General features: G+C 73.6%; 7 protein-coding genes. 3 read left to right on the forward strand and 4 right to left on the reverse strand.

All coding sequences use genetic code 11. The annotated features are described in order from the left end of the window. Entirely contained in the window at positions 1-1,149 is a 1,149-nt protein-coding gene (locus ACIBI9_RS13900; RefSeq protein ID WP_397222359.1) for a thiolase domain-containing protein, read from the forward strand. Further along, positions 1,149-2,747, forward strand: coding sequence for an acyl-CoA synthetase (locus tag ACIBI9_RS13905; RefSeq protein ID WP_397222360.1), 1,599 nt, complete (start codon positions 1,149-1,151; stop codon positions 2,745-2,747). The genes ACIBI9_RS13900 and ACIBI9_RS13905 overlap by 1 nt, the downstream gene beginning before the upstream one ends. Here the strand turns inward: ACIBI9_RS13905 and ACIBI9_RS13910 are convergent. The 3 genes from ACIBI9_RS13910 to ACIBI9_RS13920 all read right to left on the reverse strand — a co-directional run bounded on the left by ACIBI9_RS13910 (position 2,744) and on the right by ACIBI9_RS13920 (position 10,412). After that, positions 2,744-8,815, reverse strand: coding sequence for a tetratricopeptide repeat protein (locus ACIBI9_RS13910; RefSeq protein WP_397222361.1), 6,072 nt, complete (start codon positions 8,813-8,815; stop codon positions 2,744-2,746). The two genes, ACIBI9_RS13905 and ACIBI9_RS13910, sit on opposite strands and share 4 nt — an antisense overlap. A gap of 87 nt (positions 8,816-8,902) precedes the next feature. Further along, positions 8,903-9,529 carry a LysE family translocator gene (locus ACIBI9_RS13915; protein WP_397222362.1) on the reverse strand — a complete coding sequence of 209 codons (627 nt, stop codon included), beginning with the start codon at positions 9,527-9,529 and terminating at the stop codon, positions 8,903-8,905. Positions 9,530-9,533: 4 nt separating this feature from the next. Beyond that, on the reverse strand, positions 9,534-10,412 hold the full coding sequence (locus ACIBI9_RS13920; protein ID WP_397222363.1) for a LysR family transcriptional regulator: 879 nt from the start codon (positions 10,410-10,412) through the stop codon (positions 9,534-9,536). Positions 10,413-10,522: 110 nt separating this feature from the next. Here ACIBI9_RS13920 and ACIBI9_RS13925 point away from each other — a divergent pair, with 110 nt between their 5' ends. Next, positions 10,523-11,053, forward strand: a complete 531-nt coding sequence (locus ACIBI9_RS13925) for a cysteine dioxygenase (protein ID WP_397222365.1) — start codon at positions 10,523-10,525, stop codon at positions 11,051-11,053. On the opposite strand, the gene ACIBI9_RS13930 is transcribed toward ACIBI9_RS13925, so the two are convergent. After that, a complete protein-coding gene (locus tag ACIBI9_RS13930; RefSeq protein WP_397222366.1) occupies positions 11,032-11,682 on the reverse strand; it encodes an alpha/beta fold hydrolase in 651 nt (216 codons plus the stop codon). The genes ACIBI9_RS13925 and ACIBI9_RS13930 overlap by 22 nt on opposite strands. Positions 11,683-11,740 lie beyond the last annotated feature (58 nt).

Consider the following 11,740-nt stretch of genomic DNA (forward strand, 5'->3'; position numbering starts at 1 on the left):
ATGGGCAACCGCTGTGCGGTCATCGGCGTCGGGCAGACGCACTACACGACCAAGCGCAGGGACGTCTCGATCGCCGGGCTGGTGCGCGAGGCGGCGCTGCGGGCGCTGGAGGACGCCGGGCTGTCGTTCAAGGACATCGACGCCGTGGTCATCGGCAAGGCGCCGGACCTGTTCGAGGGCGTGATGATGCCGGAGTCGTACCTGGCGGACGCCCTCGGCGCGGCGGGCAAGCCGATGATGCGGGTGCACACGGCGGGCAGCGTGGGCGGCTCGACGGCGCTGGTCGGCGCCAGCCTCATCCAGGGCGGCGTGCACGACCGGGTGCTGGTGGTGGCGTTCGAGAAGCAGTCGGAGTCGAACGCCACCTGGGCGCTGTCCACGCATCTGCCGTTCAGCGCGTCGCTGGTCGTGGGGGCGGGCGGCTACTTCGCGCCGCACATCCGCGAGTACATGCGCAGATCGGGCGCGCCCGATCACATCGGGACGCTGGTGGCGGTCAAGGACCGGCTCAACGCGCTCAAGAACCCGTACGCGCACCTCAAGATCCCCGGCATCGACCAGAAGATGGTCGAGTCCACGCCGATGCTGTGGGAGCCGATCCGCTACCTGGAGACCTGCCCGTCCAGCGACGGCGCCTGCGCGATGGTGCTGTCGTCGGAGTCGAAGGTCACCGGCACCCCGGCCTGGGTGCACGGCACCGCCATGCGCTCCGAGCCGATCTTCCGCGCCGGGCGCGACACGGTCAGCCCGCAGGCGGGCAAGGACTGCGCGGCTGACGTCTACCGCCAGGCCGGCATCATCGACCCGCGGCGGCAGATCGACGTGGCCGAGACGTACGTCCCGTTCTCCTGGTACGAGCCCATGTGGCTGGAGAACCTGGGGTTCGCGGCGGATGGGGAGGGATGGAAGCTCACCGAGTCGGGCGCGACGGCGCTCGACGGTGACACCCCGTGGAACGCCTCGGGCGGGGTGCTGTCGAGCAACCCGATCGGGGCGTCGGGACTGATCAGGTTCGCCGAGGCCGCGCTGCAGGTGCGCGGGATGGCGGGCGAGCACCAGGTGGACGGCGCCCGCACGGCGCTCGGCCACGCCTATGGCGGGGGAGCCCAGTTCTTCGCGATGTGGATCGTCGGACGGGAGAGACCCTGATGGAGTTCAACCACGCTGACCTGTTCGAAGGGCTCGCGGACGCGATAGGGGACAGGACCGCCGTCGTCTGCGGCCCGGACCGGCGCACCTACGCCGAGCTGGAGGCCGAGTCGAACCGGCTCGCCCACTACCTCATGGACCTGGGCATCCAGCCCGGCCAGCACGTCGGCCTGCACCTCTACAACGGCATCGAGTACGTGGCGGGCCTGCTGGCCGCACTGAAGATCCGGGCCGTGCCGATCAACGTCAACTACCGCTACGTCGAGTCCGAGCTGCTCTACCTCTACCGCGACTCCGACATCCGGGCGCTGGTCTACGACGTGGAGTTCGACGATCGGGTGGCCGCCGTGGCGGACCGGGCGCCGCTGCTGGAGCACCTGATCTCGGTGGGCGGGCCGTCGGCGATCGGCTCGGCGGTGCCGTACGAGACCGCTCTGGAGCGCGGCCGGCCGGAACGCGGCTTCCCGGCGCGCTCGGGCAACGACGTCTACATCATCTACACCGGCGGCACCACGGGCATGCCCAAGGGGGCGATGTGGCGGGTCGAGGACCTGTTCATGGCCTTCGGTGGCGGCAACCCGTACGGCGAGCCGCGCGCCACCCCGCGCGAGGTGATCGACGAGGCCGTCAAGGCCGGCCCCATGGTGATGATGGCCGCGCCGCCGCTGATGCACGGGGCCGCGCAGATGGCCACGTTCATCGCCTGGTGGATGGGCGCGACCATGGTGTACGTGCGCAAGTTCGACGCCGAGGACGTGTGGCGGGCGGTCGAGCGCGAGCGCGTCTTCACCATGAACATCACCGGCGACGCCATGGCCAGGCCCCTGGCCGAGGCGCTGGAGAAGGGCGGCTACGACGTCTCGTCGCTGTTCGTGATCAGCTCGACCGGGGCGATCCTGTCGGGGGCGGTACGCGACCGGCTCCAGAAGGCGCTCCCGAACATCGGGATCCTGGACAACTTCGGCTCCACCGAGTCCGGCTTCACCGCGTCCGGCGTGGCCGGGTCCTCGCCGGAGAAGGGCCTGCGCTACCAGCCGAACTCCGTGGTCAAGCTGGCCGTCCTCGACGAGCGGCACCGGCCCGTCGAACCCGGCTCCGGGCAGCTCGGGACCGTGGCCAGGGCCGGGCGGGTGGCGTTCGGCTACTACAACGACCCCGACAAGACGGCCCGCACGTTCGTCACCGACGAGGACGGCACCCGCTGGCTGCTGACCGGCGACCTGGCGACCGTGGACACCGACGGGACCGTGAACGTGTTCGGCCGCGGCTCGCAGTGCATCAACACCGGCGGGGAGAAGGTGTTCCCCGAGGAGGTCGAGGCGGTGCTCAAGGGGCATCCGTCGGTGTTCGACGCGGTGGTGACCGGCGTGCCGGACGAGCGGTGGGGGAACAGGGTCGCGGCCGTGGTGGAGCCGCGGCCGGGCGTCGAGGTCGCGGCCGAGGAGCTGGACGCGCACTGCAGGAAGCTGCTGTCGGGGTACAAGGTGCCTCGTACGTACGCGTTCGTGGAGCAGATGGTGCGCTCGCCGGCGGGCAAGGCCGACTACCGGTGGGCCCGCGAGACGGTGCAGGCGAGCGACGCCCAGAGCTCCGCCTAGAGCCGCTGCAGCTCCGCTGCGATCGCCGCCGTCTCGTCGCGCCTGCCCGTCTTCTCCAGCAGCTTCAGCCTGCCCCGCAGCACGTCGCGGAGCAGGTCGGGGACGCCGTCGTGGGTCACCAGGTCCCGCAGCAGCCCCGCGGAGACCCGCAGCGCCGCGTCGGCGGCGTCGTCCCTGCCCAGCTCCTGCTGGCACAGGCCGAGCCGGGCGTGCGCCACGGCCCGGGACAGCTCGTCCCGGGTCACCTGCGTGGCGCGGTGGAAGACGAGTCCCGCCTCCAGCGCCCGGCCCGCCTCCATGAGCGCGTCGCCCAGCATGAGCATCGCCCTGGACAGCAGCTCGCGCTGCATCGGGTTCCTCTGGCCGGACCGCTGCTCCACGGTGCTCCCCGGGCTGAACCGCTCCAGCGCCGCCACCGCCTCCCGCAGCGGCTGGATCGCCTCGGCGGCCAGGTCCCGCATCCTGAGCGCGGAGGCCAGCGTGAGGCAGGCGCCCGCCCGGCTGGTGTGCAGGGCCTGCGCGTTCATGCCGGTGGTCAGCAGCTCGTCGTAGATCCCGATGGCCTCCCGGGCCCTGGCCTCGGCCTCGGTCCCCTCGTCCAGCCCGAGCAGGGGCAGCAGCTCGGAGCTCTGCGCCAGGGAGTCGGCGAGGACGGCCCGGTACGTGAGATCGTCCGGTGACCTCCTGGCCCGCGGGATCAGCTCCTCGACGAGCGCGTTGGCCTCGGCGAGCTCGCCGCGCATCATGTGGCAGCGGACGAGCCGCTGGGTGGCCAGGGTCTGCTTGAGCGTGCCCGGCGGCTGTCCGGCGGCGGCGATCCCGGCGTACTCGGCGGCCTCCTCCGGCCGCCCGGCGGCCAGCAGGTCGTCGGCGATCACCGCGGCGGTCTCGGCGGCCTCCCGCCGCTCCGACAGGTCCGTGTAGAGCCGCAACGCCTCCATGAGGTGCGCCAGCGCCTCCTGCTCCCTTCCGGACGCCCGCAGCGCCTGCCCGCGTACCTGGATCGCCTGAGCCCGCACGCGGCGCAGCTCCGCCGCGCCTTCCGGGGCCCGGTCCAGCTCGGCCAGGGACCAGGTGATCGCCTCCAGGGCGGCCTGGGGGCGTTCGAGCATGGCCAGGGCGGCGCCGAGCCGGGCGTACGTGACGGCGGCCACGGCCGGGTCGTCCAGCTCGTCGCAGAGGTCGGCGGCCCGCTCGCAGTGCGCCAGCGCCTCCACGGGGCGGCCCTGTTCGAGCAGCAGGACGGCGTAGCGGTTGAGGACGTCCGCCAGCGCGACGCCCGGCTGCCCGGCGAGGAGATAGACGGCCTGCTCCAGGACGGCGGGATCGGCCTGGCCGAGCCGGGCGAGCGCGGCCAGCGCCAGGCCGAGCCGTTCGCGGTGGTCGCGCGAGAAGGCGGCCAGCCCCTGGTAGACCCGGACGGCCAGCTCCGCGCAGAGCACCGCCGCGTCTTCCTGCGCCGTGCTTTCCTGCGCCGTGCTTTCCTGCGCTGTGCTGTCCTGCGCGGAGGTGCCGAGCCGCGCCAGGCACTGCCCGTACCGGTCGTGCACCTCGGCGCCGTCACCGCTGCTCAGCGGCACCTCCCGCTCCAGCGCGTCCGCGAACGACGCGAGCGACGGCAGCAGCTCGGCCGGGTCGCCCGGAAAGCCGGAGATCTCCTCGATGAGCGTTCCGAGCACATCCGTCCCCGGAAGCGGCCGCGTGTCGAGCATCCGGCGGTAGAGGGCGAGGCCCGCGGCCGGTCCTTCCTCCTCGACCCGCATCCTGGCCAGCCGCGCGAGGGCAAGCAGGTGCAGGCCGGCGAGCTCCGGCGGCGGGTCGGTCATCAGCTCGGTGCCCTCGGCCAGCTTCGGCCCGGCCGCGCCGGGTTCGTGCAGCTCGGCCAGGCACAGGCCGGCGAGCTCCAGGCAGGCGGCGGTGAGCAGCCGGTCGTCCGCCGGCGTCAGGACGTCGAGGGCCCGGCCGGCCGACTGGAGCGCGCCTTCGACGTCCTGCCCGGCGAAGCGGACGCCGCCCTGGAGGCACAGCGCCCCGGCGAGGGCGGACGCGGCCACGAGCCCTTCCGACACGAGCCCGTCGTACAGCTCGACCAGCCGGTCGGCGGCCGCCTCCCCGCCGGCCTGGGACAGCGCGGTTGTCTCGAGGATCAGCAGCTCGGCCAGCTCTGTACGGAACACGACGCTCGTCTCGGCCATCGGCTCGTAGGACTCGATGGCGGTACGCAGATGCGGCCCGGCCTCCTCGGATCGCCCCAGCCCCACGAGCGCCCTGCCGAGCGCCGCCGCCACCATCCCCACGGCGATCGCGTGCGGCCGCTCCGGCCCGGGCTCCCGCTGCGGTGCCTCCGGTACGGGGTGGCGGCGCAGCAGCTCGGCGGCCTGCGTCGCGAGCACGAGCCCGTCCCCGGCCCGTCCCACGTCCGTCCAGGCCCGGGCAAGCACGGCCTGCGCGGAGATGTAGGCATGGATCTCCGGCGTGCCGCCCTCCTCGGCGGCCCGGCGGCACTCCACCAGCCGCCGCTCCGCGCTGACCACGGCCTCCTCCGGCCGCGAGGTGACCAGCTCCAGCAGCCACGGCCGCCCGCCCGCGCGGCCGGCCTCCGGCTCCGGCCGCCCCGCCCGCGCCCGCACCTCCGACGCGTGCCGCGCGGGGGAGCCGTCCTCGGCCGTCGGGTCCCCGGTGCCCAGCCCGTCGTACAGCTCGGCGGCGAGCTCCAGCTGCGCCCGGCTGTCGGCGGGCCGCCCGAGCTCGTCCAGGCAGAGGCCGAGCAGCCGCCTGGCCCTCGCCTGCGTGGCCGGGTGCCGGTCGGCCGCCACGCTCATGGCCTCCTGCAACGGCCCCAGCGCCGCCTCGGGCCGGTCGTCGACCAGCAGCAGCTCGCCCAGCTCCAGCAGCTGCCCGGTCAGGGCGTGGCGGTGTTCGTCAGGCTCCAGGGCGACCAGGGCGCGCAGGTTGCGTACGGCTTCGGCGGCGGATCGCACGGCGGCGTCCAGGTCCTCCAGCCGGGCATGGAGCCCGGCCAGCAGCCCGGCGGCGTCGGCGAGCATGGACCGCAGGCCGGGCTCCTGGGCGGCGAGGCCGCGCAGCCGTACGACGGCCTCCGAGGCGGGGACGACGGCGTCGGCCGGCCTGCCCTGCCCTTCGAGCCAGGCGGCCAGGAGGTGGAGGTGGAGGGCCAGGTCCCTGTTCGTGGGGGCCACGCCCCTGACGGCCGCGGTGGCGGCGACGGCCAGGCAGGCGGCCAGCTCGGGCAGAGCGCCGCCGTCCGCCTCCTCGAACGGCACCAGCGGCCCGGGCCCCGGCGCGGCGGCCACCGGCACCGGCCCGGCCACCGGCACGGCTGTCCCCGGAGGTGGCGCGAGGGTCGGCGCGGTGAGCAACCTCATCGGCGGCGTGTCGCCCGGCTGGAACCCGGCTCCCGGTGGCGGCGGGAAGGCCGGTCGAGGGCGCATGGCCGGTCGGGACGGCTCAGAGCGCAGGCCCGGTTGCGTGGTCGGCTCGGGCCGCGGCCATGACGGTCCTGGTTGAGGGGGTGGTTGAGGGGGAGCGGAGGCGAGTGCCGTCAGATGCGCCGCGGTCTCGGCGTCGCCGCCCGCCGCCTCGAACGCCGCCACGGCCTCGTCCAGCCGCCCGAGCTCCAGCAGCGCGCACGCGACATTGTGGTGCGCCCGCGCCGTCTCCGCCGCGTACCCCCGGTCCTCCTCGGCCAGGATGCGGAACCTGGCCGCCGCCTCCTGCGCGGGCTTGAGCGCCGAACCGGCCTCCCCCGCGAGCAGCAGGCACGCCCCCAGGCTGAACAGCGCCTCCGCTCGCCCGGTCGCCGCCTCGTACGGGGGAGCGGCCGCGTAGATCTCGACGGCCTCCGCCGCCGCCACGACCGCCTCGCCGACCCGCCCCACGGCCACCAGCCGCCCGGACAGCCAGGACAAGCCCGCGGCCAGCGCGGTCCGCCCGCCGCTCGCCCGGCGGTGCCGTACGGCCAGCTCGCCGAGGGTGACGTGCAACGCCCGCGATCCCAGCCCCGCCCCCCGCTCGCTCCCCAGCAGGCCGGACGCGGCCTCGGCGAGCTCCTGATCGGCGGGGAACAGCATGAGCGCGGCGTTGAGCATGTCCCCGAGCCGGGTGGCGGGGTTCGCGGCGGCCTCGGTGACCATCGCGCCGATCCTGGCCCCGACCAGCGAGCGCAGCGCCGACCCGACCGGCGCCCGGTCGGCGGACAGGCGCAGGATGTGCAGCAGGTGGACGAGGTGGTGGACCGTGCGGCCCTCGTGATCGTGGAGGGCGAGCACGAGCTCGTCCAGGCCCTCCGTCTCGGCCAGGAGCTCCTCGGCCACCAGGTCGGGGCCCAGCTCGCCGCTCGGGAAGACGGTGCCCAGCCAGCGGGCCGCGTTCGTGGTGTGCCCGTGGGGCCCGGTCCCGCCCCGCAGCCCGGGTACGGCCGTCAGCAGGCCCGGGAGCTCCGCAGAGGTCGGCGCGGTGAGCGTGAGCACCGCCACGGCCTGGCGCGCCGTCACGTCGTCCACGCGTTCGTGCTCGGCGGGCCAGACCCGTGCCCACTGGTCGATCTCCCGCGACAGGAACCGCCGGAGCAGGCCGCCGCCGTGCGCCCGCATCGGCTGCGTGTGCGCGTCGGCGTCGCGGTCGCGTGCGTGCGGTTCTCCGGCGAGGGAGGGCACGGGCCGCTCGTCGTCGCACAGCCGGAGCAGGGCCGCCAGGTGGACGTGGAGCGGGAGGCCGTACTCCGGGTCGTCGAGGCGGGGAGGGGCGGGCAGGGCGGCCCGGCTGGGTGCGAACGCCTTCATGGCGGCGAGCGCGTGGTCCGTGCGCTCCGCCAGGGTGAGCGGGTGGGCGTTGAGCTGGACCGTCGTGGAGGTGAGCCGTCTCAGCCAGCCGCCGGCCGCCGTGTCGAGCCGCCGCCACCAGTCCGCCTCGCCGAGCTCGCGGGCCAGCAGCAGGAGCCGTACGCGAGGGTTGCGCCCGTGCTTGGCCAGGCGCCGTACCAGCTCGCCCACCAGGGGCGGGGACGGGTCAGGATGGTCCACCACGAGCAGGGTCGGGCGTAACGCCTCCAGGGCCCGGCCGGTCAGCGGGCCGCCGGCGGAGTCCAGCGGCAGGAATCCGGTGTCCCACCCGGCCTCGGCCAGCTCCGCGCAGAGCTCGCCCGCCAGCCTCGTCTTGCCCGTGCCGCTGCGGCCGGTCAGCACCGCGATCGACAGGGCGGCCGGTTCGGCGGCCCACGCGCGCAGGTCCGCCAGCTCCTCGTCCCTGCCCAGGAACGGCACCACCGCGTGCCGCGCCATCAGCAGGGTCCAGTCCGAGCAGTCCTGGGGCAGCCTCTCGCGGGCGGGGGTCAGGAGGTCGGCGAGGAGCACCGAGGGGTCGTCCTCCGCCACGGTCTCCAGCCGGCCGGGCGCCACGCCCGCCAGCTCGCAGAACCGTTCGTCGCCCAGCAGGGCGGTCGCGGGCACCGCGTCCAGGTGGTGCGGCGCGGTCCCGGGCGGGCCGGCGGCGACCACGCCGATGATCTGCCCGGCCGGCTCGGCGAGCAGGACGGCGCCTGACAGGCCCCGCGTGAGCGCGCCGGGCGGCGACTCGGGCCCGGGGCTCAGCACGCTGACCGCCAGGACCTTCGACACCGCGCCGGTTGGGGCGTCGACCAGGCCGGTCACGGTCTCCGCGTCCCGGATCCCGGACCGCCGCCCCAGCCAGGGGAACCCTCTGGCCACGCAGCGCACCCTGAAGCCCGTCGACGCGCCGGAGGAGGCGGCCACCCTGGCCCAGCGGACGTGTTCGATGCCGGGGACGCCGGCCCAGGGCGACCCGGCGACCCGCAGGAGCACCGCGCCCGCCCCGCCGCGTCCGCGCCACACCTCCTCGGCCTCGGCCCAGTGGCCCGAATCCGCCGCGCGTACCTGGCACGGCAGGCCAGGGGCCACCGCCAGGCCGGAAGTCAGCACCAGATCGGCACCGATCGCATAGCCGGAGCCGGTCACGCCGACGAGGTCGTCGTGACCCGAGTAGACCTCGACGACCCGTTCGAGCCCGAGGCGGTGCGGTGGCGTGTCCATGAGGTCCGCCTCTTAGCTACGTCCCGACGTGCCGTCCCCCTGATCTGATCTCACTATCGCACTATGAGCCAGAAATTTCCTGGCTTGTCAGGCCTTCTCGGTTGTGAGCCAGGCCGCCAGCCCGAGGTAGACCAGCCCGCTGCTCACGTTCAGTCGGCGGCGCGCACGGGCGGATCCGCGCAGCCGGCCCGCCAGCGCCGACGAGAGCATCGCGTACGCGCCGTCGGACACCATGCCCAGCAGCAGCCACAACCCTCCGAACAGCAGGATCTGCAGGCCGACGGGCCCCGCGTCCGGGTCGGTGAACAGCGGCAGGAACGTCAGGAAGAAGATCGCCGTCTTGGGGTTGAGCACGTTCACGACGAAGCCCTCCCAGAAGAGCCGCCGCTTCGACTGCACCCGCAGCTGCAGCAGCTGCTCGCCCTCGTCGCGCTGCATCAGCTTGCGTACGCCGAGCCAGAGCAGGTAGGCCACGCCCACGTACTTCACGATGGTGAACGCCGTGGCCGAGGCCGCCAGCAGCGCGCTGATGCCCAGCGCCGCCGCCGCGATGTGGACGAGCGAGCCCGTGTGCACGCCGAGCACCGAGATCACGCCTGCGGCACGGCCTTGGGAGACGCTCCGGGTGACGATGTAGAGGACTGCCGGTCCGGGGACCACGAGCAGCCCGAGAGTGGCCGCACAGAAGAGTGCAAGAGTCGAAATATCCGGCATGAGGTCATCGTAGGGGCGGCGTCAAAAGACTTTCTCGCAGCGCCGCCAGCAGCGCCTCCGTCGCCGGCGGGTGGGGCGGCTCGCCGTGGACGGCGGCGTACACGTGCCGGGTCGAGCCGGGCACCTCGGCCACCTGCACGTCCGGGTTGCGGTGGGCCCGCAGCGCCAGCCCCGGCAGCATGGTCAGGCCCAGCCCGGCCGCCACCAGGGCCTGCACGGCCACGATGTCGTCGCTGGTGAACGAGATCTGCGGGGTGAATCCCGCCTTCTCGCAGATGTCCAGCAGATGGCTCCGGCACCGGTCGCATCCCGCGATCCAGGCCGAGTCCGCATGGTCGGCCGGCTCGCCCGCCGGACCACTGGCCACCAGGTAACTGGGATCGTCGAGGAGGTGGATCATGCGGATGTCGCCGTCCTCGGGCGCGGTGTCGTCGTACCGGAAGATCACGGCCACGTCCACCCGCCCGGACCGCAGCAGCCTGAGCGCCTCCGGCGGCTCGATCTCGGTGAGCTGCAGGCGCAGCCCGGGGTGGGCGGCCGACAGCAGCCCCGCCGCCTTCGGGATGAACGTGCCCAGCGCCGAGGGGAACGCGGCCAGCCGTACGCGCCCAGAGCGCAATCCCACGTGCGCGGCGAGCTCCTCGGCGGTCGCGTCGAGGCGGCTGATGATCTCCGCGGCCCGCTCGGAGAGCAGCCGGCCCGCCTCCGTGAGCCTGATACCGCGCCCGACGCGCTGGACGAGCCGGGCGCCGGTCTCCGCCTCCAGCCGGGCCAGGTGGTGGCTGACCGAGGGCTGCGAGTAGTGGAGCTCCTTGGCGGCGGCGGTCAGCGAGCCCTTGCGGGCGACCGCGACGAGAACACGAAGGCGCACGACATCCAGCATTCATCGATCGTATCTATGAATGGGCCAGATAACTTCTGTTGGACCTATCGGTTGAGGTGTAGCACCGTAGAAGGGGAAGGATAATTGTCTGCTTTCCCTAGGGGGACACCATGAATATGGCCGCTGCCACCGCCGCGAGACCTGGCCTGGACGTGCTTGTGGCCGGCGTCTCCGCCATCGTGGCGCGGCGGCTCGGGCGCGCCAAGACCGCGTTCGCCGTCGCGGACCTGCTGCGTGGCCGGCTTCCCGGGCTCGACATTCTCACGCAGGGCGAACGCGAGGGCTCGCCCGACGGCTACGTGTCCCGCCCGCTCCACTGCGAGGAGGACTTCTCCATCGTGAGCGTCGTGTGGCGGCCCGGCCAGGAGACGCAGATCCACGACCACGTGTCGTGGTGCGCGTTCGGCATCATCAGCGGGATCGAGCACGAGACCCTCTACCGCGACATGGGCGACCATCTGGTCGAGATCGGGCGGGCCGACAACCGGCCCGGCGAGGTGAGCGGGTTCGCGCCGCCCGGTGACATCCACAAGGTCCGCAACACCAGCGGCGAGGTGGGGGTGTCGATCCACGTGTACGGCGCGAACGTGGCCCGGCTCGGCAGCAGCGTGCGCCGCGTCTACGACCTGCCGGTGAGGTAGCCCTCCAGGCGGTCGGCCAGTTCCTTCGGCCGGGCCAGCATGGGGGCGTGGCTGCCGTCGATCTCGTCGGGCGTGATGCCGAGCCGGTCGCGTACGACCTGGCGCATGAAATCGGGCGTGAAGAACCGGTCGTCCCGGCACAGCAGGAATCTCGTCGGCACCTCGGGCCACGCGTCCAGCGGCCACGGCTCTCCCATGGCCTTGTCCGCGTGGTTACGTCCCCTGGTCAGCAGTTCCTCGGCCGCGTCTCTCGGCACGTCGTGCAGAAACAGGCCGATCGGGTCGGACATGTCCTTCGAGCCGAACCCCGTGTTGGCCCACCAGTCGGACGGCGGCTCGCCGGGGGCCGGGATCATGGCCGTGACCAGCACCAGGAGGTCGGCCGGCGTGCGGGCGCAGACGAGCGGACCGACGAAGCCGCCCCACGAGTGCGCCACGACGACCAGGTCACGCCGGCCCCCGACCGCCTCCACCACCGCGTCGGCGTAGTCGAGCAGGCCGGCGGACTCGTCCTCGATCGGCAGGCTCACCGCCACGACGTCGTGGCCGCGCTCGCGCAGCTCGGGCTCCAGCAGATGCCAGTCCCACGCGGACCCGCCGCCCCCGTGGATCAGTGCGAACGTCGCCATGCCCTTCACCATACTCCTCGATACGAAAATTTATTTGCGCAAATTTTCTTTCGCTTCT

It is taken from the genome of Nonomuraea sp. NPDC050451 (genome assembly GCF_044458585.1).